Origin of the sequence: Streptomyces sp. JH002 (assembly GCF_050916115.1) — a bacterium.
GTDB lineage: Bacteria > Actinomycetota > Actinomycetes > Streptomycetales > Streptomycetaceae > Streptomyces > Streptomyces xiamenensis.
Genome location: NZ_CP087989.1, coordinates 6106230 through 6131251, shown reverse-complemented (window position 1 = coordinate 6131251; position 25022 = coordinate 6106230). Strand labels below are relative to the sequence as shown.

The window sequence follows — 25022 nt, the reverse complement described above, 5'->3', positions numbered from 1 at the left end:
CCGATCGGCGGTTGCCCCGCAGGCGTCCGCGGCGCGACGGGAACCGCGAAAGCACACGGCCGGTTGGAGGGCGTCGGCTCCCGGGCGGGGCACACCGTGGACAGGGTCCGTCACCGGGACCCCGCCACGGGGAACGTTCGCCCCGCTGCACGCCCCGGCCGGCGGCGGAGTGAGCGCGGCCGGTTCGGCGATCCGTGCCGGGGCCGACGCCGACGCGTCACCAGGATGCCGCCTGACCTTCCCCCGTCCCGGCGGACCGTGGAGAGCCTCAGCCGGTGCGGATCGGGCGCGGAGAGCGGAGCCGAGTGCGCTGTCGGGAGCGTCGGGCGGGCCCGGAGCGATGGCGGACGGCTCCTCGGCTCCGGCACACGCCGCCGCGCAGGGGACCGGAGGCCCGTCCCCCGACTCCGGTGTGCCGTTGAGCGTCCGCCCCGCGCGGGCGGTCGGAACGCATCCGGGCACGGTGGCCGGCTCGCCCGCCAGGGTCGGCACGGCGGCCTCCCCGGCACACGGCGCGCCGTCGTGCGGGCCTCGCACGGCGCCGGAACTCCCCTGGGCCATGGACCGGCCAGGACGGCCGGCGGCAGGCGTCGGACCCTTGGCCCCGGTGGCCGTCGGGATCCGCGCCGTCTCGGTGTGCTGGTGGGTGATGGGGTGGGGGGACATGGCGGCCTCTTCTCCCTGAACTCTGACTACGCTGTGTCATCAGAGTAGGCCGCACCATCACCCACTGCAACAATTTGTGGCGATATCACTCCACAGAGTGACTAGGGCGTCTCCCGGGCCGGCAGGCCCATGTGTTCGCCCACCTTGTTCACCAGCAGCGTCATCTCGTACCCGACCTGCCCGATGTCCGCGTCCGAGCCGGCCAGCACGCACAGACAACTGCCGTCACCGGCCGCCGTCACCAGCAGCACTCCGTCGTCGAACTCGATCATCGTCTGCCGTACGCCGCCGCTGCGGAAATGCTCTCCCACTCCCTTGGCGAGGGAGTGCAACCCGGAGGCCACCGCCGCCAGATGTTCGGCGCTGTTGCGCTTCAGCCCTCTGCTCACCGACGTCACCAGTCCGTCGCTGGACAGCAGAAGGACATGCCGCACCCGCGGCAGGCGCTTGACCAGATCATCCAGCATCCAGTCGAGTGTGGTGCTCAGTGCCATCCCCAGCTCCCCCTTCTCGTAAGGCGACTGCTGTGTCAGCCTTCCCCAGGAAGAGGCCGTCGGCAACCACCTGTTCTCAGCGCCATCCGGAAGGGACCGTACCGCTTCCGCTCCGCCGCCGCACCTGCGGGTGCCGCGGCGGGCACTCCATGAGGGATCTCACACCGTCACCGGCCGAAGGCGCCCGGCGGGCGCCCCGGTTCAGCGGCCCAGCTCCTTGCGCCCCACCCGGCGCACCCGGCGCCGCTGGGAGGGGTCCAGCAACAGGTACGCGCCCGCCGGCACCCCGAAGATCACCAGTGCCGCGATCCAGAAGCTGGTCATCCACCACAGCACGAGCCCCACGGCGATCCCCGCGATCGCGACCTTCCCACCTGTCGACATCGTCCGATTCCTCTCCGCCGCGAGGGGCGACGGTCGCCGCCCCTCAGTTGAACGCACTCCCAGTGTCCCCCGTTCCGGCGGGAACACGCCCCTCCCGCAACGGAGCTCCCACCGCGTGCATGTGGCCCAGCGCCTGCCGGTAGGAGTCGAGCAGCCCGGTCTCCGTGTACCGCACGTCCGCCTCGCGGCAGTAGTGCCGCACCAGCGGGCGGGCCAGCCGCAGGTGCGGGCGGGCCATGCTCGGGAAGAGATGGTGCTCTATCTGGTAGTTGAGCCCGCCCATCAGCCAGTCGGTGACCAGACCGCCCCGCACGTTGCGCGAGGTGAGCACCTGCCGCTTCAGGTGCCCCCAGCGGTCCTCGGGACCCGGAATCTCCATGCCCTTGTGGTTGGGCGCGAAGACCGAGCCCAGGTGCAGCCCGAACAGCGCGTGGTGGATCAGGGCGAACACCACCGCTTTCCCCGGGGAGAGCACGGCGCCGAGCAGCAGCACGTAGCCGGTGATGTGGGCCGCCAGCAGCAGCCCCTCCACCAGTCGCGGCCGCGGCCCCTGTCGCTCCCAGCCCTTGGAGGACAGCACCATCTGCACACTGGAGACCTTCAGCGCCATCCCTTCCAGCAGCAGCAGCGGGAAGAAGAGCCTCGCCTGGTTGCGGGTGAGCCAGCGGCCGAAGCCCTCCCGCTTCTCCGCCTGGTGGGCGGTCCACACCAGCACCCCGACCCCCACGTCCGGGTCCTTGTCGAGGTGGTTGGGGTTCGCGTGATGCCGGTTGTGCTTGTCGTTCCACCAGGCCGAACTCATCCCCAGCAGCAGATTGCCGTGGATCAGCCCTATCACCCGGCCGGCACGCCGGCCGGCGATCTGGGAGTGGCCCGCGTCGTGCCCGATGAAGGCGGTGCGGGTGGAGAACAGGGCCAGCGGTATCGCCAGCAGCAGCGTCCACCAGGTGTCCCCCAGCCACACCATCGCCGCGATCACCGCGGCCAGCGCCAGCGCGTTGACGGCGATGGAGGCCGCGTACCAGCCGCGCCTCCGCTCCAGCAGACCCTGGCTCCTGATCTGCCGCAGCAGTGGCGCGAACTCGTCCCCGTGCGGCGCGGGGGTCACCGGCGCGGACACGGAAAGGGGTACGGGCGCGGCGGGGGCCGGGGCTTCGGGCATGGCAACTCCGGTACGGGCTGATCGGATCGGTCGTGACGAATCTATGAACCGCCGGTGGCCCCCGGCCATGGCCGCAGCCCCCGAGCCATGGTGTACCCAGCCCCACCCCCCGGCGGGGGTTTCCGCCCTCCCCCGGCTATGGGGTACCCTCGGCCGCTGCCCCGCCAGCTAGTCAACTTTGAGGAATGCATGAGCGCCGCCGTCTTTCTCCCGGCTGACCCACCGCGTGCCTCCGAGGTGGCCTTCTGGAGCCCGGACGGCGCGCCCCCCGAGCTGCCGGGACGCCTGCCCCCGTCCGTCACGGCCGAGCCCAGGGAGCTGACGGTGGCCCTCCCGGCCGACGGGGGCACCGTGACGGCGGTGACCGTGCCGGCGCTGGTCCTGCCGGTGCGCGACGCGCTGCCGCTGCTCACCCGGGCCAGGTCGGGTTCCGCCACCGGCTCCGCCGCGTTCTGGGGCGCCGCCGCCGTCCTCGCCCTGCAACTCGCCGCCCGGGGACGGCTGCTGCCGGGGCTGAGCGGCCAGGAGCACGACGCCTGGCGGCTCGGGCCGCTGGAGGGTTCCGACGCCGAGCGGCTGCGGGAGCTGGCCGACGCCATGCCGGTGCACGCCCACGCCGTGCCGCTGCCCGGGCACGGACCGGACGACCCGCCGCTGCTGCCCGCGCCCCACTCCCTCCTGCGTGCCTTCCTGGACGCCGTCGCCGACACCCTGCCGCGCACCCCCGCCGCCGCGCTGGCGGCCGGCGGCCCGGCCTTCGCCGACCGTGCCGCCCGCCCCGAGCCCCGCCCCCGGCTGCGCGCCTGGGCCGCCGAGGTCGCCGCGGGACAGGACGCCGGGGTGCGGTTGTCCCTGCGGGTGGAGGCGCACCAGCCGGACCTCCCCGGCGGCCGGTTCCGGGCCGTCGCGCAGTTGCACAGCCGCACCGATCCCACCGTCGTCGCCGACGCCGCGCAGGTCTTCGCGGGCACCGCCCCCGCCGGTGCCTTCTCCCCCGCCGCCCGCACCGACGCGCTGCTGACACTGCGCCGCGCGGCCGCCGCCTGGGACGCCCTCACGCCGCTGCTGTCCGCCGCCGTCCCCGACGCCGTCGACCTCGCCGACGAGGAGATCGCCGAGCTCCTCGGCGCACCGGTCAGCCGCGCGCTGGGCGCCGCCGGCGTCCAGGTGCACTGGCCCCGGGACCTGGTACGTACCCTCACCACCCACGCCGTCGTCGGCTCCGCCGACCACCCCGGCCCCGGTCCGGCGCCCTCCCTGCTGTCCCCCGGAGCGCTCACCGCCTTCGACTGGCGCTTCGCCCTCGGCGACACCCCGCTGACCCGCGAGGAACTCGACCGGCTCGCCGAGTCCGGCCGCCCCCTGGTGCGGCTGCGCGACCAGTGGGTGCTGGTCGATCCGGAGGCGCTGCGCCGCGCCCGAGCCCGCCCCGACCGCAAGCTGACCGCCGTGGAGGCCCTGCGCGCCGCGCTCACCGGACAGGTGGAGCGCGACGGTGGCGGAACGGAGGAGGCCGAGGACGGCGAGCCGATCGAGGTACGGGCCATCGGCGCTCTGGAGGAACTGCGCCGTCAACTGGCCGACCCGCAGAGCCCGCTGCACCGGCCCGTCCCGCAGCCACCCGCGCTCGCCGCCACCCTGCGCGACTACCAGCTGCGCGGTCTGGGCTGGCTGCACCGGCTCACCTCGCTGGGTCTGGGCGCGGTGCTCGCCGACGACATGGGGCTCGGCAAGACCATCACCCTCATCGCGCTCCATCTGCACCGCCACAGCACGGCGGAGCACACGGGGCCGACCCTGGTGGTGTGCCCGGCGTCGCTGCTGGGCAACTGGCAGCGGGAGATCGAGGCGTTCGCCCCCGGGACACCGGTGCGCCGCCACCACGGGGGCGGCCGCGATCTGACCGGCCTGGCGGACGGCGAGTTCGTGCTCACCACCTACGGCACCATGCGGCTGGACGCCGCGGAGCTGGCCGCCGCGGCCGACTGGGGTCTGGTCGTCGCGGACGAGGCCCAGCACATCAAGAACCACGCTTCCGCCACCGCCAAGGCGCTGCGCACGCTCCCCGCCTCGGCGCGCGTCGCACTGACCGGCACCCCCGTGGAGAACAACCTCACCGAGCTGTGGGCCATCGTGGACTGGACCACGCCGGGCCTGCTGGGCCGCCTGCCGGCCTTCCGCACCCGCTACGCCGACGCCGTGGAGTCGGGCGCCGATCCGGCCGCCGCCGAGCGACTGGCCGCCCTGGTACGCCCGTTCCTGCTGCGCCGCCGCAAGTCCGACCCCGGCATCGCGCCCGAGCTGCCGCCGAAGACCGAGACGGACCGGGCGGTCTCGCTCACCCCCGAACAGGCCGGGCTGTACGAAGCCGTGGTGCGCGAGACCCTCGCCGAGATCTCCGGCGCCCGGGGCGTCGCGCGGCGCGGCCTGATCGTCAAGCTGCTCACCTCCCTCAAGCAGATCTGCAACCACCCGGCGCAGTTCCTGAAGGAGGAGGACGCGCCCCGGCTGGGGGGCCGCTCCGGGAAGCTGGAGGCGTTCGACGAACTGCTGGAGAACATCCTGGCCTCGGGTGCCCAGGTGCTGGTCTTCACCCAGTACGTGCGCATGGCACGGCTGCTGACGGAGCATCTGCGGGCCCGCGCGGTGCCCAGCGCGCTGCTGCACGGCGGGCTGCCGGTGGCCCGGCGCGAGGAGCTGGTACGGGACTTCCAGAGCGGTGCGGTGCCGGTGTTCCTGCTGTCGCTCAAGGCGGCCGGGACCGGCCTGAACCTCACCCGGGCCGAGCATGTCGTGCACTTCGACCGGTGGTGGAACCCGGCGGTCGAGGCGCAGGCGACGGACCGCGCGTACCGCATCGGGCAGGACCGCCCCGTCCAGGTGCACCGGCTGATCGCGGAGGGCACGGTCGAGGACCGGATCGCGGCGCTGCTGCGGCGCAAGCAGTCGCTCGCGGACGCGGTGCTCGGCGGTGCGGGCGAGGCCGCGCTGACCGAGCTGTCGGATGCCGAGCTGGCCGAACTGGTGACGCTGCGGAGGGTGTCATGACCTGGGACGAGGAAGCACCGCACGAGGATGAACGGGTGTTCGCCGCGCTGCCGCCGGCCCGCGGCCGGGGGTTCGCGAGCAGTTGGTGGGGGGTCGGCTGGTTGCGGGCGGTCGAGGACTCGGCGCTGGAGAGCGCGCGCATGGCGGACGGGCGGCGCGCCGCGCGGGCCGGGGCGGTGGGCGCGGTGTCGGTACGGCCGGGGCGGCTGACCGCGGTGGTGCGCGACCGGGACGGGGTGGGCCGGCGGGCGGATGTGACGCTGCGCCGGCTGACGGCGGACGAGTGGCGGCGGCTGCTGGCCGTGGTGGCGGGCGAGGCCGGGCACATCGCGGCGCTGCTGGACCGGGACATGCCTCCGGATCTGGTGGCGGACGCGGGCGCGGCCGGGGTGGACCTGCTGCCGGGGATCGGTGATCTGGAGCCGCAGTGCGAGTGCGGGGAGTTCGACCACTGCGTGCACAGCGCGGCGCTGTGCTATCAGGCGGCGCGGCTGCTGGACGAGGATCCGTGGGTGCTGCTGCTGTTGCGCGGGCGCGGGGAGGAGGAACTGCTGCGGGAGCTGCGGGCGGCCTCGGCGCCGGCCGGGGTGCCGGTGGCGCGCGAGCCCGCGGGGGTGCCGGCCGCCGAGCGGTACGCGGCGCGGGCGGCGCACGGCGATCCCGCGCTGCCGCCGCCTCCGCCACCGGTGGAGCGGGCGGGCGTCCCGCCCGCGCTGGTGCCCTGCGACGTGCCGGGGGTGGACGCGGCGGCGCTGGAGTTCCTGGCCGCCGACGCGGCGGCCCGCGCCCGGGTGTTGCTGACGCTGGCGCTGCGCCCCGGGCACGCCGGGCAGCCGGTGCCGCAGGAGGAGGGGGTGTGGCAGGACGCGGTGCGGCTGGCCGCGGCGGGACCGGCCGATCCGGTGGCCGCGCGGCTGGCACGCGGCTGCGGGCGTACGGCGCGGGAGTTGCGGCTGGCGGTACGGGCCTGGCGGGCGGGCGGCGGCGCGGGGCTCGCGGTGCTGGAGGATCCGCCAGGGCCGGCGCCGGCGCGGGCCGTGGAGCAGTTGGCGGCGGCGTGGGCGGACGACGCGGCGGCCGGGCCGCGGCTGCGGGCGTCGGGCACGCACTGGACGGTGGTGGGCGAGGGCGCGCAGGTGCGGTACGGGGCGGACGGCCGGTGGTGGCCGTTCCGCAAGGAGGCGGGCCGCTGGACGCCGGCCGGTGCGCCCGCCGCCGACCCGGCCGGGGCCCTGCTGACGGCCCGTGAGGCGGCGGAGCGGGGCTGAGCGCACCGGCGGGGCGCCCCCGGGGTCGGGGGCGCCCCGCCGGTGAGGGCTGCCGGTGCCTCAGGCCAGGTTCTCCAGGACCGGGTAGTAGCCGCCGGACTGACCGGCCGCCGTGGGGTGGTAGGAGTCGCCGATCGGCCAGGTCACGCTGTGCAGCCAGGAGTCGGACGAGCAGATCTCATGACCGGAGAAGGCCGGGCGGACGTCGCCGTAGCCGAAGCCGTGATCCGCCGCCCGCTTGGCGGTGACCTCGCTCAGGTTGTCCGAGGCGCTGTTGATCGCGGCCCGGGCCTCCTCGCTGATGCCCACCGCGCAGGAGCCGTCGAGCTGGTACATGCGCGGGTAGCCGAGCACGACCACCTGGGCGTTGGGCGCCTTGGCCCGGATCGCGTCGTAGACCGTGTCCAGCTGCCCCGGGAGGGTGGTGGTGATGTACTCGTTGGCCGTGTTCACCGCGGCCACGCAGGCGCTGGTGCCGCTGAGCACGCAGGTCTGCATGGTGTCGGCGAAGCCCGCGTCGTTGCCGCCGATGCTGATGCTCACCAGGGTGGTGCCCGCGTTCAGCGGGTCGAGCTGGGAGTTGATGACGTCGGCCGTGCGGGCCCCCGAGCAGGCGGTGAAGTCGAAGGACGAGGGGGCGTTCGCGTTGGCCCACAGCTGCGGATAGGCGACGGTGGAGCGGCGGCAGTCACCGCTGGCGTCGTCGTAACTGCCGGCGCCGACGCCGGAGGAGTACGAGTCCCCCAGCGCCACATAGGCGTCCGCCGCGGCGGCAGGGGTGTCCTGCGCGGATGCGGCGGCCGGGCCGAGGGCGGTGACGCAGAGGGCGAGGGCCGCGGTAGCGGCCACCTTCGCCATACGGCTCAACTTCATGGAGCCTCCCAAGGAAGGTCTGTGGGGGGTGGGTTGGCTGATCACTCCGCCTGCGCTGTACCCGGCGCAAGTCGCGTCCATGCCAAGGAGATGAACAGCGCGTCAACGTCAACGACAAAAGGGGCATCGAAGTTGTGGCCGACGCGCACCTCTTGTCGGTTTTCCGACTTTCCCCAGGGGTTGTCGGAAGGGGGTTGGCGCTTTAGCGTGACCGAACAGCGCAGAACACATTTCAACATCACGGCGCGCGCGGCGGGCTCCGCCACGCCGCCCGAGGAGACGCATGCACACCCGGCCCAAGGACGATCCGCTCCCCTACTACGAGCAGCCCTCGCCCGGCAGCGGCACCCTCCCCGCCCGCGCCTGGTACGCCGCCTCCGACGCCGCCCGTCTGAGCCTGAACGGCACCTGGGACTTCCGCCTCTCACCCACCGCCGAGGGCGCGGACACCGGCTTCACCGCCGAGGACGCCGAGCTCGCCGCCGGCGACTGGCACACCGTCACCGTCCCCGGTCACTGGGTGCTCCAGGGCCACGGCGCCCCCGCCTACACCAACGTCAGCTACCCCTTCCCGGTGGACCCGCCGCGCACCCCCACCGAGAACCCCACCGGCGACCACCGGCACGTCTTCGACCTGCCCGGCGACTGGCCGGCCGGCGGCGACACCGTTCTGCGCTTCGACGGCGTGGAGTCCTGCGCCCGGGTCTGGCTCAACGGCCGGGAGCTGGGCACCTTCCAGGGCAGCAGGCTCCCGCACGAGTTCGCCGTCGGGCACCTGCTGCGGCCCGCGGGCAACGTCCTGGCGGTCCGCGTCCACCAGTGGTCCGCGGGCAGCTACCTGGAGGACCAGGACATGTGGTGGCTGCCGGGCATCTTCCGGGACGTCACCGTGCTGCACCGCCCCGAGCAGGCACCCACCGACTTCTTCACGCACGCCGGATACGACCACACCACCGGCGAGGGCATCCTGCGCGTGGAGTGCGACCGGGCCGGCACCGTGACCGTGCCCGAACTGGGCATCGAGGTGCCCACCGGCGAGGAGGTACGGGTCCCGGTCCAGCCGTGGTCCGCCGAGCACCCCCGGCTGTACGCGGGTGAGCTGACCACCGCCGGCGAACGCATCCCACTGCGGGTCGGCTTCCGCACCGTGGGCGTGCGCGACGGCCTCTTCCAGGCCAACGGCAGGCGGATCCTCTTCAGGGGCGTCAACCGGCACGAGTTCCACCCCGAAACCGGCCGCGCCGTCGACGAGGCGACCATGCGCGCCGACATCGAGCTGATGAAGCGGCACAACATCAACGCGGTGCGCACCAGCCACTACCCGCCGCACCCCGCCTTCCTGGACCTGTGCGACGAACTGGGCCTGTGGGTGATCGACGAGGCCGACCTGGAGACCCACGGCTTCTGCTACTTCCCCGACTGGCGCGGCAACCCCGTCGCCGACGAACGGTGGACGCCCGCCCTGATCGACCGGGCGCAGCGGATGGTGGAGCGCGACAAGAACCACCCCTCGGTCGTCATCTGGTCGCTGGGCAACGAATGCGGCGCCGGGCAGGGTCTGTCGGCGATGGCGGCCTGGATCCGCGAGCGCGACCCCTCACGGGCGGTGCACTACGAGAACGACTCCACCTACCGCGACAGCGACTTCTACTCACGGATGTACGCGCCGCACGAGGAGGTGGAGCGGATCGGGCAGCGCGCCGAGGAGCCGCTGGCCGACCCGGAGCTGGAGGCGCACCGTGCCTCGCTGCCCTTCCTGCTGTGCGAGTACGCCCACGCGATGGGCAACGGCCCCGGCGGACTCAGCGAGTACCAGCGGCTGTTCGAGACCTACGAGCGCTGCCAGGGCGGCTTCGTGTGGGAGTGGATCGACCACGGGCTGCCGAAGCGGACGGCGGACGGGCGCCCCTACTACGCCTACGGCGGCGACTTCGGGGAGGAACTGCACGACGGCAACTTCGTGTGCGACGGGCTGCTGTTCCCGGACCGCACCCCCTCCCCCGGCCTCATCGAATACAAGAAGGTCATCGAACCGGTGCGGATCACCGGCGACTCCGCCGCCGGAACGATCACCGTCAGCAATGGCCACGACTTCCTCGGCCTGGCCCACCTCTCCTTCGCCTGGCGCTACGAGGTCGAGGGCGAGCTCATCGCGTCCGGCGAGCTGACCGTCCCGGAGGCGGCCCCCGGAGCGTCCGTCGATGTCCCGCTGCCCGCGGCGCCCGACACCGCGGCGGCCGGCGAGGGATTCTGGACCGTCACCGCCGTGCTGTCGGCGGACACCGCCTGGGCTCCGGCAGGGCACGAGGTGGCCTGGGGTCAGTTCCCCGACGTCGCGCGCCCCCGGACTACACCGAGCGCGGGCGCGTCCGCTGTTGCCGCGCGCCGGGAGGGCACCACCGTGGCGCTCGGTCCGGCCGTCTTCGACGCGGCGAGCGGCGAACTGCGCTCGCTGTCCGGACTGACCCTCCACCAGGGCCCCCGGCTGGATGTCTGGCGCGCCCCGACCGACAACGACGAGGGCATGGAGTGGGTGAACCAGACGCGCCTCGCCAAGCGCTGGCGCGATCTGGGACTGGACCGGATGCGTCACCGGGTGGACGCCGTGGAGCTCGCCGGGGACGGCACGTTCACCGTGCGCACCCGCGTCGCCCCGGCCGCCGCCGAGGTCGGACTGGCCACGGTCTACCGCTGGAGTGCGGGCGAGGACGGGGAGCTGCGCCTGGAGGTCGAGGTCACCCCGCAGGGCGATTGGCAGGTGCCGCTCCCCCGGCTGGGGCTGCGGCTGGGTCTGCCGGCCGGTCTCGGCCTCGCCCGCTGGTACGGCGGCGGGCCCGGCGAGGCGTACCCGGACACCCGGGCCGCCGCCAGGATCGGCCGCTGGGAGGCCACCGTGGACGCCCTGCACACGCCCTATGTGCGCCCGCAGGAGAACGGCGCCCGCGCCGACGTCCGCTGGGCCGAGCTGCGCGCGCTGCCCGGTACGGGGCCCGACACCGCCGGGCTGCGGCTGGCCGCGGGCGAGCAGCCGCTGTACTTCACCGCGCGCCGCTGGAGCACCCGGGAGCTGGAGGCGGCCACGCACACCCCGGATCTGACGCCCGGTGGCACGGTGTGGGTGCATCTGGACGCCGGCCAGCACGGCATCGGCTCACAGTCCTGCGGCCCGGGTCCGCTGCCGCGGTACCACCTGACGCCCGAGCCGACCGCCTTCTCGGTGGTCCTCAGGGCGCTGGGCCAGGGCTCGTCCGACGGATAGCGCCGGTCGGGCCCGCGGTGTCCGGCGCTGGGGGCATCTCCCGGCCGAAGGCCGGGGGAGCATCACACGGCGCGGGGGCGCCCTCGTCGTGGGTTACCCGGGCGCCTCCGCAACGCGGCGAGGTGCCGTGCCGGGCGCAGCGGGCCGGGCGGGATCCGTCGGAGGAGCCCGGGGGGTGACGGCGGCCCCGTAGCGGCGCGGGGGGCCGCGGCCACCGGGTGGTGGAGCCCGGTGGCCGGTCCCGGCCACCGGTAGGGGATCACACCAGCAGGAAGTCGGCGTCCCCCGACTTCACTCCCTGGATGAAGTCGGCCATCTCATGGCCGGAGTAGATGAGTGCGGGGCCGTCCGGGTCGGTCGACTGACGCAGCGCCACCCGGCCGTCCCGCAGCCGCAGCGCCTCCACGCAGCTGCCGCCGTTGCCGCCGCTCCAGGGCTTCCGCCAGCCCTCGGCGGCCAGTTGGCTGGCCGGCATGCCGTTGTATATCCGATCCATGGTCAGATCTCCTTGCGAATACGACTGAGGATCACCTCAGTACGGTGCACCTGCGCGGCCTGTGCGCACATCCGGTCCAGCGCCTCCCGGAACAGTGAGACATCCTCGCGCTGATCGAAGTACGCGGCGCCTATCAGGCTCTCCGCACAGGCGACGTCGGGCAGTTCGGGGATGGGGAACCGGAAGAGGTGGAAGGGGCCGTACATCGCGGGATGCGGTCCCGCGCTGAACGGCATGATCTGGAGCCGTACATGCGGTGCGGAGACGGCTTCGATCAGCCGGGAGATCTGGGCACGCATGACGTTGGGTCCGCCGAAGGGGCGGCGCAGCACGGTTTCGTCGATGACGACCCACAGCAGCGGCGGCTGCTTGCGCTGGAGCAGGTCCTGGCGGGCGAGCCGCAGCGCGACCAGCCGGTCGATCTCGCTGGCCGGTGCGTGCGGCATCCCGGAGCGCAGCACCGTGGCGGCGTAGGCCTCGGTCTGCAACAACCCTGGTACGTAGTGCGGTTCGTAGGCACGGATCTGGTCGGCCTCTGCCTCCAGGGAGACGAAGGCACTGAACCATTCTGGCAGCACATCGCGGTAGTGGTGCCACCATCCGGGACGATTCGCCTCGCGGGCGAGGTTGAGGAAGCCGTCGATCTCCTCGGTGGTGGTCACCCCGTAGATCCGCAGCAGCTTCTCCACGTACGGGACCTTGAGCCCGACCTGGGCCTTCTCCATCCGGCGGATGGTGGCGTGGGTGACGTCGAGGGCGGCGGCGGCCTCCTCGAAGGTGTAGCCCGCTTCTTCGCGCAGGTCCTGGAGCCTTCTGCCCAGTACCACCCGCAGGGCGGTCGGTGCCGCGCCCGGCGTTCCTGCCACTGCCCGCCCCCATCCGGCTGCTGTCATCGGAGAGCAGTGTGCCACGCGGCCCGGCAAGTACAACAGAGTGATATCAACGGTTCTGTAATTTGCAGGATGCCCCTTGCCGGATGCGACGGTCAACACTCAGAGTATGGGGGTGGCTTCCTCCTCACACGCTCAGCCCTTAGAGCGTTATGACACCTCCCTTCTCGGGAAAGAGCGTCTGATCTTCCGGCTGCCCGCCGTGGACGCCTCCGTCGGCGAGGCCAGGCGCCGGGTCCGGGCCCAGCTCACCGAGTGGCGGTCCCCGGTGGAGCTGACGGACAACGCGCAGTTGATCGTCTCGGAGCTGGTGACCAACGCCCTGCGGCACACCGGCAGTCGGTCGGTGGGCTGCGAGGTGCGGATACTGGGATCGCTGCTGCGGATCGCGGTCTCCAGCGCGGGTGCGGGTCCGGCCGGGATGCCCACGGCGGCCGCCATGGAGGACGAGGGCGGCCGGGGACTCCTGCTGGTGTGCACGCTCGCCGAGGTCTGGGGGGTACGGCCCCGGGACGCGGGCACCGGGCACGTAGTCTGGGCCGACCTGGCGATCGGCCCGGCCGCACGCTGAGCGGTGCCCACCCGCCGATCCGGCTCACCTCCCGGCGTGCGTACCGCACTTACCGAGAGGTTCGGCATGCAGCGCAGTGGCTCCCCGTACGTGTTGTGGTATCCGCGTCCCGCCGATGAGTGGCTGCGGGCGCTGCCGGTCGGCAACGGCCGGCTCGGCGCGATGGTGTACGGCGGCACGGACACCGAGGAGTTGCAGCTCAGCGAGGACACGGTGTGGGCTGGCGGCCCGCACGACTACGACAACCCGGGGGCGGCCGCCGCGCTGCCCGAGGCGCGGCGGCAGGTCTTCGCCGGCGAGTGGGCGGCGGCCCACCGGTTGCTGGAGGCCGAGGTGATGGGCGTTCCGGTCCGGCAGATGCCCTATCAGACGGTGGGCAGCCTGCGGCTGGCCCTGGACGGCGGCGACGAGCCGGTGAGCGGCTACCGCCGGGAGCTGGACCTGTCCCGCGCGGTGCACACCGTGGAGTTCGTCCGCGCGGGGATACGACACCGGAGGGAGGTGATCGCCACCGCCGCCGACCGGGTGATCGCCGTGCGGCTGAGCGCGGACGCGCCCGGCGCCGTGGGGTTCACCGCCTCCTTCGACAGCCCGATGGCGAGCACCGCCCTGTCCCCGGACGGTGCCACGATCGCCCTGGACGGCCGGGGCGGCGACCGGGACGGCGTGGCGGGCCGGGTGCGCTACCGGGCGCTGGTGCGGGCGCTGGCCACCGGCGGCGAGGTCTCCTCGGCGGACGGGGTCCTGCGCGTCTTTGGGGCCGACGCGGTGACGCTGCTGGTCTCGGCGGGCACCAACCACGTCGACTGGCAGGACCTCGGCGCCGATCCGGCGGACCGCGCGCTGCGCGATCTGACCGAGGCGGCGAAGTGGCCCTACGAGGAACTGCTGGCGCGTCATGTGGCCGATCATGCCGCTCTGTTCGACCGCACGGCCCTGGAGATCCCGGCCACCGGGGCGGCCGCGCTGCCCACCGACGAGCGGGTCGCGGCCTTCGGGGACGGCGGTGACGACCCGCAACTGGTGGCGCTCTACTTCCACTACGGCCGCTATCTGCTGATCGCCGCCTCCCGCGCGGGCACCCAGCCGGCGAACCTCCAGGGGCTGTGGAACGACCTGACCGATCCGCCGTGGGGGTCGAAGTACACCATCAACATCAACACCGAGATGAACTACTGGCCGGCCGGCCCGGCCAACCTTCTGGAGTGCTGGGAGCCGCTGTTCGCCCTGCTGCACGACCTGCGGGTGTCCGGTGCGCGCAGCGCCCGGCAGATGTACGGGGCCCGGGGCTGGGTCGCGCACCACAACACGGATCTGTGGCGGGGCACCGCGCCGGTGGACGGGGCGACCTGGGGGATGTGGCCCACCGGCGGGGCCTGGCTGGCGCTGGCGGTGTGGGAGCGTTACCGGTTCACCGGGGACGCCGAGCGGTTGCGCGCCGACTACCCGGTACTGGCGGAGGCCGCGCGGTTCTTCCTGGACAGCCTGGTGGAGGACCCCGGTACCGGCCAGCTGGTGACCTGTCCCTCCATCTCCCCGGAGAATGCGCACCACGAGGGCGAGGGCGGCACGCTGTGTGCGGGGCCGACCATGGACGGCCAGATCGTGCGGGATCTGTTCGCCGCGGTGGACGGTGCCGCCGGGGTGCTGGAGGTGGACGGGGAGCTGCGTACCGAGGTGCGGGCCGCCGCCGACCGGCTGCCGCCGATGCGCGTCGGCGCCCAGGGGCAGTTGCAGGAGTGGCAGCAGGACTGGGACGCGCGGGCCCCCGAGCAGGGCCACCGGCACATCTCGCACCTGTACGGGCTGCATCCGGGGGCGCAGATCACCCGGCACACCCCCGAGCTGTTCGACGCGGCCCGGGTGACGCTGGAGCAGCGCGGGGACGCGGGGACCGGCTGGTCGCTGGGCTGGAAGATCAACTTCTGGGCGCGGCTGGCGGCGGGCGACCGTTCGTACAAGCTGCTGACCGATCAGCTGACGCCGGAGCGGACCGCTCCGAACCTCTTCGATCTCCATCCGCCGTTCCAGATCGACGGCAACTTCGGTGCCACGGCCGGGATCACCGAGTGGCTGGTGCAGAGCCACGGCGCGGAGATCGAGCTGCTGCCCGCGCTGCCCGGGGCGCTGCCGGAGGGCCGGGTGCGGGGGTTGCTGGCGCGCGGCGGTTTCGAGGTGGCGCTGTCCTGGTCCGGCGGGGCCCTGGCCGGGGCGCGCATCGGTTCGCGGGCCGGCACGACGGCCCGGATCCGTACGGCGGCGCCGGTGACGGTCACCCTGGACGGTGCCGAGGTGGTGGCCCGTCGGGACGCGGACGGGGTGACGGAGTTCGGGACGCGGGCCGGAGAGGTCTACCTGCTCACGCCGCGCGGGTGAGCCGGGCGGTGGCCATGGCACGCAGGGTGCGGGCGCCCGACAGCCCCATGGCCACCGCGAGCACGCCGAAGCCCAGGGCCAGCGCGTACGCCCAGCGCGGCCCGTGGTGTTCGATGACCAGGCCGGTCAGCCCCACGCCGGTGGCCCGGCCGACGCCGACCGCCGTGGACAGCCAGGTGAGGCCCTCGGTGATCATGTGGGAGGGCACCCCCTCGCGGACCAGGCTGTAGCCGGCGATGATCGCGGGCGCGGTGAGGATGCCGGCGAACAGCGAGATCGCCCACAGGGCCGGGACGCCTGGCATGGCCCACAACGGTGCCATGCCCGCCACCACGGACGCGATGGCGAGCAGGAACAGCCGGTCCAGCGGCAGCGACCAGTCGCGGGCGCCGTACCACAGGCCGCCGATCGCGCTGCCGACGGCGTAGGTGCCCAGCACGGCGCCGGTCATCCAGGTCTCGCCGTACCGGTCGACGAAGGCGATGGTGGCGAGTTCGAAGGCGGCGAACATGGCCCCGGTGAAGAGGTAGACCGCGCACATCCAGGGCATGCCGGGCGCGGTGATGGCCCGGGCGCGGACTTTCTGCACCGGGGCGACCGGCGGCTCGGTGCCGCGCTGCTGGGCCAGCAGCAGGCAGCCGGTCACCCCGGTCAGCGCGGCGGCGGCGACCCCGGCGGCCGGGTGGACGAGCACGGCGAAGGCGACGAGCAGCGGGCCGACGGCCCAGATCAGCTCGTCGGCGACGGACTCGAAGGAGAAGGCGGATTTCAGCAGTCGCCCGCCCTCGTCCCGCTCGGCCAGATGGCTCCAGCGGGCGCGGACCAGCGCTCCCAGCGGGGGCATGAAGGCGCCGAAGGCCGCCCCGGAGGCGCACAGCAGCCACACCGGGGCGTCCAGTTGCGCGGCGAGCAGGAAGAGCGCGGCGGCGGTGCCGAAGGCGGCGGCCAGGGGGCGCAGCACGCGGCGCTGGCCGAAGCGGTCGATGAGGTAGCCCAGCTGCGGGACGATCAGCGCGTAGCACAGGGCACCGGCCGCGGAGGCCAGGCCGGCCGTGGCGTAGCTGTCGGTGATCGCGGTGATCAGGAAGACGGTGCCGAGCGAGAGCATCGCCGCGGGCATCCGGCCGATGAAGCCTGCCGCTATGAACTGCTTGGCGCCCGGTACCCGGAAGATCTCACCGTAGCTCCGCAGCCCCGCGGCAGTCTGTCCCATGATCCGCATCATTCCGGTCGGGGTGGAGGCGCGCACCCGCATTTCGCCGATGGCGGAGTGCCGCCGTCGGCCGGTCGGATGAACGGGGGTGAACGCTCAGGGAAACAGTGGGCGCCGGATGTGTGCGTGATGGGTACCGCATGCGTGCGAATACGGGGGCATCAGGGGTCTTGGGGCGGCGTCGGGCAGGATGGGACGGGACAACGGATATACCGGAGGATCAGTGGACGTCTCGTTGCCCATGTGGGTGCTCACCATCGTGGTGCTGTGCGCCTTCATCGCTGTGGACTTCTTCTTCGGGCGCAAGCCCCATGAGGTCTCGCTCAAAGAGGCGGGAACCTGGACCGTCATCTGGATACTCCTGGCCGTGCTGTTCGGCATCGGCATCGCGGTGTTCGGAGGTGGCCAGGCGTCCGGTGAATTCTTCGCCGGTTATGTCACCGAGAAGTCGTTGAGTGTGGACAATCTGTTCGTCTTCGTGCTGATCATGGCGAAGTTCTCGGTGCCGCCCCAGTACCAGTCGCGGGTCCTGCTGGTCGGTGTGCTGATCGCCCTGGTGCTGCGGGCGATCTTCATCGCCGCCGGCGCGGCGCTCATCTCCACCTTCTCGTGGGTCTTCTACATCTTCGGCGCCTTCCTCATCTGGACCGCCTGGAAGCTGATCAAGGACGCGCGCAGCGACGAGGAGGAGGACTTCGAGGAGAACCGCTTCATGAAGGCGGTCGAGCGGCGCTTCCCGGCGACCGACGAGTACCACGGCACCAAGCTGACGATCGTGGAGAACGGCAAGCGCCTGATCACCCCGATGCTGATCGTGATGCTGGCGATCGGCAGCACCGATGTGCTGTTCGCGCTGGACTCGATCCCGGCGATCTTCGGGCTCACCCAGGACCCGTACATCGTCTTCACCGCCAACGCCTTCGCCCTCATGGGGCTGCGGCAGCTGTACTTCCTCATCGGCGGGCTGCTGAAGAAGCTGGTCCACCTGTCCTACGGGCTGTCCATCATCCTGGGCTTCATCGGCGTCAAGCTGGTGCTGCACGCGCTGCACGAGAGCGGGGTGCACGTGCCGGAGATCGGTATCCCGCTCTCGCTCACCGTGATCGGCGGCGTGCTGGTCATCACCACCATCACCTCGCTGTACGCCACCAGGAAGACGCGGGAGGGCTCGAAGACCGGTTCCTGAGGTCTTCGGTAGGGTGCGTGCGGGCAGGAACACGACAGGGAGATGGAACGTTTACTCCTTTGGGTGTGACGTCCGCACGCAGTCGGCGGGACGGGAGGCGGGTCATGGGGACGGGGCCGAAGAGCCGGGACGAGCGGGGTGGCGAGGACGAGCCCGAGCCCGGTGACAGCTGGGACGACGTGGTACTGGACGAGAACTTCGTCCGTGGCGCGGAGGTGTCCGAGCCGACCGCGCGTACCAGGATGCTGACCGAGCGCTGGAAGAACGAGGCTCCGGACCCGCAGCCGTGGCGCTCGGACGAGCCGCCGGCAGGCTGGATCTTCAGCTCGTCCCGGCGGCGGCAGCGGGCGCAGCGTCCGCGCAAGCGGCGCTGGTTCCGTCGCAAGAACAAGGGCGACGAGCAGGAGTGAGCGCGGCGGGCGGCCGGGGGGCGCGGGATGCCTCCCGGCTCATCCGTACCGCCAACCGTTACCGGGTGCTGCGGCAGGTGCTGGCCGACGGCCCCGTCTCGCGGCCCGCGCTGGCCGCGGCCACCGGGCTCAGCCGGGCGACGGTGGCCACCGTCACCGGGGAGCTGTACCGGCGGGGTCTGGTGCGGGTGGCCGGTTTCGAGGATGCGGCAGGGGGCCGGCCGGCCGCGCTGCTGGCGGTGGATCCGGTGGGCGGTGCGCTGATCGGGGTCGATGTGGCCGAGACCTATGTGCACGCCGACCTGTTCGATCTCACGCTGCGGGTGCTGGCCACCGTACGGCTGCCGCTGGCGCCCGGTGAGGACGGCCCGGAGCTGGTGGTGGAGCGGACGGCCGAGGCCGTCTCCCGGGTGCGGGAGCGGGGGGCACCGCCCGGGGTGCCGGTGCTGGGCGTGGGCGTCGCCATGCCGGGCATGGTGGACCGGGAGGGCGGCGTCTCGGTCTTCGCCGCGAACTGGGACTGGCACGGGGTTCCGCTGCTGGGGCTGCTGGCCCGCCACATCCCGTACCGCCTGTACCTGGACAATCCGCTGCGGGCCACCACCGTGGCCGAGCTGTGGTTCGGGGCGGCGCGCGGGCGGCGGGACGCGGTGGTGGTGAACCTGGGCACCGGGGTGGGGGCCGGGCTCGCACTGGGCGGGGCGGTACACCGGGGTGCCTCCAACAGTGCCGGGGAGTGGGGGCACACCACGCTCGTGCACGGGGGCCGGTCGTGCCGCTGCGGGCGGCACGGATGTGTGGAGAGCTATGTGGGGGCGCCGGGGATCATCCGGACGCTGACGGAAGTGGCCCCCGGGAGCACCCTGCTGCGGCCCGGGGACCAGATGGGCACGATCGCGGCGCTGGCGGCCGGTTGCGCTGCCGGGGATCCGGTGGCGCGGCGGGTACTGGAGGTGTGCGCGGACCAGCTGGGGGCTGCGGTCGCCGACCTGGTGAATCTGCTCAACCCCGAGGTGGTGGTGCTCAGTAGCTGGGTGGCGCGGGAGTGGGGGGTGCCGCTGCTGGAGGCGGTACGGGGGGCGGTCGGCCGGTACGCTCTGGGGCGTCCGCTGGCGAGCGCCGAGATCGTGCTCTCGCCGGTCGAGGGTGATCCGGTGAGTCTGGGGGCGGCGGCCTTCGCGCTGGAGGGCGCGTTGGCGTAGCGGCGGGGAGTGCGGCGCGAACGTGCGCGGGTCGCGGACGCCGATGCGGCGGATTTCCCCCCCGGTTCCCGCCTCGGCGGGGTTGCCGTGGCCCGCTCGGGTTCTCCCGCCCGGGGGTCGCCGACGGGGCGCCGCTGTGCTGCCCGCGCCGGGCCGGGCGGTGGGGCGACCACGGGGGTGTGCGATGACATGGTGGATGACGGATTCCGGGGAGGTCCCCGGTGGCACGGGCACGGCACCGCTGCTGCTGGTGCACGGCTGGGGCAGCGACGGGGAGGACTGGGCGCCGCATCTTCCGGCGCTGGCCGCCCGGCACCGGGTGCTGGTGCCCGATCTGCCGGGGCACGGGCGTACCCCGGCGGCCGGGTTCGAACTGTCGCCGCTCGCCGTCGCCCACCGGCTGGCCGCCGAGCTGCACCGCAGCCGTACGGGCCCCGTGGTGGCCGTGGGGCACTCGATGGGCGGGCAGGTGGTGACCGCGCTGGCGGTGGAGCATCCGGAGCTGGTGCGCTCGGTGGTGACCATCGCCACCGCCTACGGCGGCGATCCGGCACGGGCGGGCCGGCTGCCGGGTGAGCAGGAGGCGCTGCGCCGTGAGGGAGTCGCGTGGGCGCTGCGCTTCGTCCGGGGCGCCTTCACCGAGGCGACGCCGGCGTGGGTGCGTGCCCGTCACGAGCGGCTGATGGCGGCGATGGATCCCGCGGTGCTGCTGGCGTACCGCGAGGCGATGTATCTGGCGCCCGGCGCCTTCGGGCTGCGGCCGGCCGCCGAGGGGTATCTGGCGCGGCGGCGCTGCCCGGCCCTGGGGTTGCACACCGGGCGGCCGGCGGCGCGCTGGGAGGAGACGACGTTCAACCATCCGCTCTCGCGGGCGGTGCTGTGGGAGGGCACCGGGCATTACCCGCACGAGGAGCGCCCCGCGGAGCTGGTGGAGCTGCTGATCGGGTGGTGCGCGCGGACCGGCGCCGGGGGGCCACAGGGCTGAACCGATCCCCTATTCTTACGCTCATGCGATCGACATACTGGCACGCCGTCACTCCGCCGCCGTCCGCCCGCTGAGGGCCCACGGCACGGCGCATCCCCGCGTGACCGGCCCGCCCGGAACCTGATCCGGGCCGGAGCCTTCGTTCCGTGTGTCCTCACTCCGCATCCCCGACCGGATCTCGACGGAGCAGGACGCACTCACCTCATGTCTTCGACCGCATCATCCCCCTCACCTTCCTCCCCGGCCCCCGGCTCCCCCGCCGTACCGGACGGCCCGCACACCTCCAGGGGCCGCACGGGCGGCGGGACACCGCTGATCCTGGCCGCCGCCACCCTGTGGGGCACCACCGGCACCGTGGCCTCCTTCGCCCCCGCCGGTGCCTCACCCCTGGCCATCGGCGCCGGCACCATGGGCATCGGCGGGCTGCTGACCCTCGCCCTGGCCGGCCGCTCGGCCCTCGCCGTGCTGCGCCGCGGACCCCAGGTGCTGCGTTGGGCGCTGCTGGGCGCCCTGGGCGTGGTGATCTACCCGCTGGCCTTCTACACCTCGATGGCCTGGGCCGGGGTCGCCGTGGGCACGGTGGTCTCCCTCGGCTGTGCCCCCGTCTTCGCCGCCCTCCTCGAACGCGTGCTGGACGGCGCCGTACTGACCCGCCGCTGGGTCGCCGCGACCGGGGCGGCGGCCGGCGGCTGTGCCCTCCTGGTGGTGGCCGGCGGTCACGGCCACTCCGACGGGGCGCGGGTGCCGGCCGGGGTGGCACTCGGCCTGCTGGCGGGCGCCGCGTACGCCGGGTACGCCTACTACGCCGGGCGCCTCATCCGGCACGGCCACTCCTCACGCGCCGCGATGGGCGCGCTCTTCGGGCTGGGCGCCGTCCTGCTGGTGCCGCTGTTCGCGCTGACCGGCGGGGAACTGCTGGCATCGGAGCGGGGGCTCGCCGTCGTCGGCTATCTCGCGGTGATCCCGATGTGCCTGGCCTATCTGCTCTTCGGCGCGGGCCTGGTCCGGGTCCGGGCCAGCGCCGCGACCGTACTGACGCTGTTCGAGCCCGTGGTGGCCGCCGCGCTCGGCGTGGCCGTGGTCGGTGAACGGCTGAACCCATGGGGCTGGGGCGGGGTGGCGCTGGTGGTCGCCGGGCTGCTGGTGCTCACCGTACGGCGCCGCTGAGTTCGCGAAGGCGCTCCTCCCTCCCCCGGCGCGGGGAGGGAGGAGCGCCGCGCACCGCGTACCGGCTCACACCGTCGTGGTCCGCCACTGCTGGTGACCGCCGGACCCGCACCCGTACTGGATCAGCCGGGCGTTGTCGGCGGTGGACTCGTCCGAGACGTCCAGGCACTTGCCGGAGTGCCGGGCGATCAGCTGGACATGGCCGCTCCCGGCGTCCGCGAGCCGCCACTGCTGGCTGCCCGCCCCCGAACAGGTGGTCTGCACCACGGCCGCGCCGTCCGCCGTCGAACCACCGGAGGCGGCCAGACACAGCGAGCTGTGCCGCGAGATCAGCTCGACGTACCCGCCGCCCGCGTCCCGGGTCCAGAAGCGCTGGTTGAGGCCGCTGTTGCAGCTGTACTGAATGGCCTGGGCCCCCACCGTCTGGGACTGGCCGGGGATGTCGACGCACTTGCCGGAGTGCCGCGCGGCCAGCGTCCGGTACGGTCCGCCCTCGCCGCGCACCGTACCCGCGGCGGTGTCGATGGTGAGCTGGGGCGACCAGCTCATGCTCAGGGTGCGGGAGGTGGGGAAGGTCAGCGGCAGCCACACGTAGCGGGAGTCGTTGACCCGGCCGCCGAAGGAGTTGCCCCAGCGGTCGCCCATGTAGAGGTAGGAGGTGCCGGCGGTGCCCTGGATGGTCAGCACGTAGGCGGTCTGCGAGTTGAAGGTGGTGGAGTCGCCGACGTCGGCCATCGCGCTCCACGGTCCCGCGAGCGAGGTGGCGGTGGCGTACTGCTGCTGGTTGGGGTTCCAGCCGGTGGCGCCGGAGGTCAGCATGAAGTAGACGCCGTCGCGCTTGAAGAGGGCGGGTGCCTCGCGGTGGCCGCCCGGCCACGGGTTGGCGACCAGCGCGGCGACGGCGGTGTAGTCGGCGGTCAGCCGGTAGATGTGCAGGTCGTAGTTCTCGCGCGCGGCGGAGACCATGTAGCCGGTCCCGTCGTCGTCGACGAACGCGGTGATGTCGCGCGACATGTGGTCCAGCGGGCGGAAGCTGCCGCGCCAGGTGTAGTCGCCGTCCACCGTGTCGGAGACGGCGACGGCGGCGCGGGCCTCGGCGTAGTTCTGGTCGTTCTCCTTGTGCATCCACATCACGAACTGGCCGGTGGCCCGGTTGTGGATGACCTTGGGCCGCTCAATGTTGGCGGCCTGCAACTCGGGGGCGGACGCCTGGGTGAGCACATGGTTGCGGAACTCCCAGTTCCGCAGATCGGTGGAACGGTAGGCGGAGACGTAGCGGAAGCCGTTGCTGTTCTCCTGCCGGTTCTCACCGAACCAGTAGTAGTAGCCGTCCACCTCGATGACCCCGCCGCCGTGCGCGTGCACCGGCTGGCCGCCTGGGTCCGTGAACTGGGTGCCGTTGAGCACCGACACCGGGGCGGCCTGCGCCGGGGAGACCGTCAGCAGCGAGAGCAGCAGCCCCAGGACAGCGGCGACCGACAGCCGCCACGCTCCGCGCGAGGTCCTCATATCTCCTCCCGCAGGACCGAGAAGTGCCGTACGGTGCCGGACAGTCCGGGCAGCTCGCGCGGGGTGCTCCAGGTGCGCAGCCCGTCGTGGGTGTCGCTGTAGCGATAGGCGCCGTCCCGGTACGCGTCGTAGTACAGCCGCCAGCCGCCGCCGTCCAGCGGCACCAGGGATGGGCCCTCGACCCAGTTGCCCCAGCCGGCCCAGTCGCCGGTGCCCTTCACGGTGTACGGGCCCCGCAGGGACGGGGCGGTGGCGTGCTCCAGGTATTTGGTGGTCTCCTGCTTGGTGATCGCGTGATAGGTGCCGTCCACGCGGATCACACAGGTGTCGATGTAGTTGGACCCGTCAAGACCTGCCATCGGCTGCGGCTCCGTCCAGGAGGTCAGGCTCCCGCCGGTCGCGGTGAGCACGTGGGGGGTGAAGCGATGGTCCCCCGTGGTGTCCAGGGAGACGATCACATGGATGCTGCCGTCCTCGTCGCGGAAGAACTCCGGCGCCCAGGTGCGCGCCAGGCCCGGCACCCGCAGCCGGTGGTCGCGCAGATGGCTCCAGCGCAGCCGGTCGGCGCTGCGTGCGAAGCCGATGGTGTCGCCCTCCCAGCCGGTGGTGTAGACGAGGTAGTAGTAACCGTCGGTGTGCCGCAGCAGGCTGGGGTCGCGCAGCAGGCCGGCGGGCGGGACGTAACCGGGCCCGGGCAGCGGCTCGTAGTGCAGCGCGTCGGCGGACTCGGCGGTGAACAGGGACGCCTCGCCGTGCTGGGTGAAGCCCGTCAGCGTGTACCGGAAGCCGGTCGACGCTCCCGTCACCGGGAGCGGATCGGTGCGTCCGTCCGCGGCGGGCACCCCGAAGTCGGGCGTGCCGTCCGGGTGCCAGCCCAGCGGCTGGATCCGGGTGTGCCGGTTGGGGTCGTCCAGGGGGTCGCCGGTGATGTCGCGGTAGCCGCGCGCGTGGTGGACCAGGATGTCGGTCGTACCGTCCTCCGCGACGGTGAAGCTGTTGTGCCCGGGGCCGTACTGGCCCGTCTGCTCGCTGCTGCGGAACACGGGCACCGGGCTCTTCGTCCAGGAGGCCGCGTCCAGCAGATCGCTGTCGGCGTCGGCGGTGAGCAGCCCCACGCAGTAGTTGGCGTCGGTGGCGGCGGCCGAGTAGGTGAGGAACACCCGGCCGTTGCGGATCAGCACGGCCGGGCCCTCGTTCACCTTGAACCCGACGGTCTCCCAGTCCAGTTCCGGGTGGCTGACCTCCAGCGGAGCACCGGTGACCGACCACGGGGTGTCCATCGCGGCCAGGAACAGCGAGGTGTTGTTCTCCCGCTGCGGGTGGTGCTGGGCCCAGGCGAGGTAACGGGTGCCCCGGTGCTCGAAGGTGGTGGCGTCCAGCGAGAAGCTGTCCCACGGGGTGCGCAGTTGACCCAGTTCGCTCCACACTCCGGTCAGTGGGTCGGGCGAGGCGTTGCGCAGGACGTACATGCGGATCGCCCACGGGTCCTCGGCGCGCCCGGCGGCGAAGTAGAGGTACCAGGCGCCGTCGATGTAGTGGAGTTCGGGCGCCCAGATGTGGGAGCTCATCTCTCCGCCGGCGTGGCGTTTCCAGACGGTGTGTTCGCGCGCCGTGGACAGGCCCTGGAGCGTGTCGGCGTGGCGCAGCACGATGCGGTCGTACGCGGGCACGGTGGCGGTGAACCAGTAACGGCCGTCCGGGCGTCGCGTGATGTGCGGATCGGCGCGCTGCCGGATCAGGGGATTGGTGTACGACGGCGCATGGTGGGACATGCCCGTTACGGTAAGCGCCGCACCGCCCGGGCGGGAGTCCTCCCGGGCAGCCGAGAACTTTCGAAAGAAACAGAAAACGGACGTATGACTG

19 protein-coding genes are annotated in these 25022 nt (G+C 73.0%); 10 read left to right on the top strand and 9 right to left on the bottom strand.

The window, feature by feature from the left end; all coding sequences use genetic code 11:
• Window positions 1-767 precede the first annotated feature (767 nt).
• The 3 genes from H7827_RS28165 to H7827_RS28155 form a co-directional block, all read right to left on the bottom strand.
• Window positions 768-1160, bottom strand: a complete 393-nt coding sequence (locus H7827_RS28165) for a roadblock/LC7 domain-containing protein (RefSeq protein WP_030738511.1) — start codon at window positions 1158-1160, stop codon at window positions 768-770.
• Window positions 1161-1361: 201 nt separating this feature from the next.
• Window positions 1362-1544 carry a hypothetical protein gene (locus H7827_RS28160; protein WP_386541893.1) on the bottom strand — a complete coding sequence of 61 codons (183 nt, stop codon included), beginning with the start codon at window positions 1542-1544 and terminating at the stop codon, window positions 1362-1364.
• A 43-nt stretch (window positions 1545-1587) separates the two neighbouring features.
• Window positions 1588-2706, bottom strand: a complete 1119-nt coding sequence (locus tag H7827_RS28155; protein ID WP_432747830.1) for a fatty acid desaturase family protein — start codon at window positions 2704-2706, stop codon at window positions 1588-1590.
• Window positions 2707-2895: 189 nt separating this feature from the next.
• On the opposite strand from H7827_RS28155, the gene H7827_RS28150 reads away from it, so the two are divergent.
• The gene (locus tag H7827_RS28150) at window positions 2896-5754 is read left to right on the top strand and encodes an SNF2-related protein (protein ID WP_432747829.1); all 2859 of its coding nucleotides are present in this window, start codon (window positions 2896-2898) and stop codon (window positions 5752-5754) included.
• Entirely contained in the window at window positions 5751-7022 is a 1272-nt protein-coding gene (locus H7827_RS28145; RefSeq protein WP_432747828.1) for an SWF or SNF family helicase, read from the top strand. The genes H7827_RS28150 and H7827_RS28145 overlap by 4 nt, the downstream gene beginning before the upstream one ends.
• 60 nt (window positions 7023-7082) lie before the next feature.
• Here H7827_RS28145 and H7827_RS28140 read toward each other — a convergent pair whose 3' ends face one another.
• Window positions 7083-7895, bottom strand: coding sequence for an SGNH/GDSL hydrolase family protein (locus H7827_RS28140; RefSeq protein ID WP_432747827.1), 813 nt, complete (start codon window positions 7893-7895; stop codon window positions 7083-7085).
• A gap of 283 nt (window positions 7896-8178) precedes the next feature.
• Between H7827_RS28140 and H7827_RS28135 the strand changes: the two genes are divergently transcribed.
• Window positions 8179-11154 carry a glycoside hydrolase family 2 TIM barrel-domain containing protein gene (locus H7827_RS28135; RefSeq protein WP_432747826.1) on the top strand — a complete coding sequence of 992 codons (2976 nt, stop codon included), beginning with the start codon at window positions 8179-8181 and terminating at the stop codon, window positions 11152-11154.
• A gap of 259 nt (window positions 11155-11413) precedes the next feature.
• Here the strand turns inward: H7827_RS28135 and H7827_RS28130 are convergent, their stop codons facing one another.
• Window positions 11414-11650: a DUF397 domain-containing protein gene (locus H7827_RS28130; RefSeq protein ID WP_386539744.1), complete on the bottom strand. Its 237-nt coding sequence runs from the start codon at window positions 11648-11650 to the stop codon at window positions 11414-11416.
• A gap of 2 nt (window positions 11651-11652) precedes the next feature.
• Window positions 11653-12543, bottom strand: a complete 891-nt coding sequence (locus H7827_RS28125) for a helix-turn-helix domain-containing protein (protein ID WP_046722633.1) — start codon at window positions 12541-12543, stop codon at window positions 11653-11655.
• A 199-nt stretch (window positions 12544-12742) separates the two neighbouring features.
• On the opposite strand from H7827_RS28125, the gene H7827_RS28120 reads away from it, so the two are divergent.
• Window positions 12743-13111 (top strand): ATP-binding protein, encoded by a 369-nt coding sequence (locus H7827_RS28120; RefSeq protein ID WP_432747825.1) that lies wholly within the window; start codon window positions 12743-12745, stop codon window positions 13109-13111.
• 36 nt (window positions 13112-13147) lie between these two features.
• Complete coding sequence (locus tag H7827_RS28115) at window positions 13148-15487, top strand: glycoside hydrolase family 95 protein (RefSeq protein WP_432747824.1); 2340 nt, start codon at window positions 13148-13150, stop codon at window positions 15485-15487.
• Here the strand turns inward: H7827_RS28115 and H7827_RS28110 are convergent.
• Complete coding sequence (locus tag H7827_RS28110; RefSeq protein ID WP_386539747.1) at window positions 15471-16700, bottom strand: MFS transporter; 1230 nt, start codon at window positions 16698-16700, stop codon at window positions 15471-15473. The two genes, H7827_RS28115 and H7827_RS28110, sit on opposite strands and share 17 nt — an antisense overlap.
• Window positions 16701-16923: 223 nt before the next feature.
• Here H7827_RS28110 and H7827_RS28105 point away from each other — a divergent pair, with 223 nt between their 5' ends.
• The 5 genes from H7827_RS28105 (at window position 16924) to H7827_RS28085 (ending at window position 21650) form a co-directional block, all read left to right on the top strand.
• Window positions 16924-17886 (top strand): TerC family protein, encoded by a 963-nt coding sequence (locus H7827_RS28105; RefSeq protein WP_030726672.1) that lies wholly within the window; start codon window positions 16924-16926, stop codon window positions 17884-17886.
• A 104-nt stretch (window positions 17887-17990) separates the two neighbouring features.
• On the top strand, window positions 17991-18296 hold the full coding sequence (locus H7827_RS28100; protein WP_046722635.1) for a hypothetical protein: 306 nt from the start codon (window positions 17991-17993) through the stop codon (window positions 18294-18296).
• Window positions 18293-19498 carry an ROK family transcriptional regulator gene (locus H7827_RS28095; RefSeq protein ID WP_432747823.1) on the top strand — a complete coding sequence of 402 codons (1206 nt, stop codon included), beginning with the start codon at window positions 18293-18295 and terminating at the stop codon, window positions 19496-19498. The genes H7827_RS28100 and H7827_RS28095 overlap by 4 nt, the downstream gene beginning before the upstream one ends.
• Before the next feature lie 196 nt (window positions 19499-19694).
• A complete protein-coding gene (locus tag H7827_RS28090) occupies window positions 19695-20483 on the top strand; it encodes an alpha/beta fold hydrolase (RefSeq protein ID WP_432747822.1) in 789 nt (262 codons plus the stop codon).
• Between the two features lie 204 nt (window positions 20484-20687).
• A complete protein-coding gene (locus tag H7827_RS28085; protein WP_386539750.1) occupies window positions 20688-21650 on the top strand; it encodes a DMT family transporter in 963 nt (320 codons plus the stop codon).
• A gap of 66 nt (window positions 21651-21716) precedes the next feature.
• On the opposite strand, the gene H7827_RS28080 is transcribed toward H7827_RS28085, so the two are convergent.
• Complete coding sequence (locus tag H7827_RS28080) at window positions 21717-23159, bottom strand: RICIN domain-containing protein (protein ID WP_386539751.1); 1443 nt, start codon at window positions 23157-23159, stop codon at window positions 21717-21719.
• Window positions 23156-24931, bottom strand: coding sequence for a family 43 glycosylhydrolase (locus H7827_RS28075; RefSeq protein WP_432747820.1), 1776 nt, complete (start codon window positions 24929-24931; stop codon window positions 23156-23158). Before H7827_RS28075 ends, H7827_RS28080 begins: the two co-directional genes overlap by 4 nt.
• Window positions 24932-25022 lie beyond the last annotated feature (91 nt).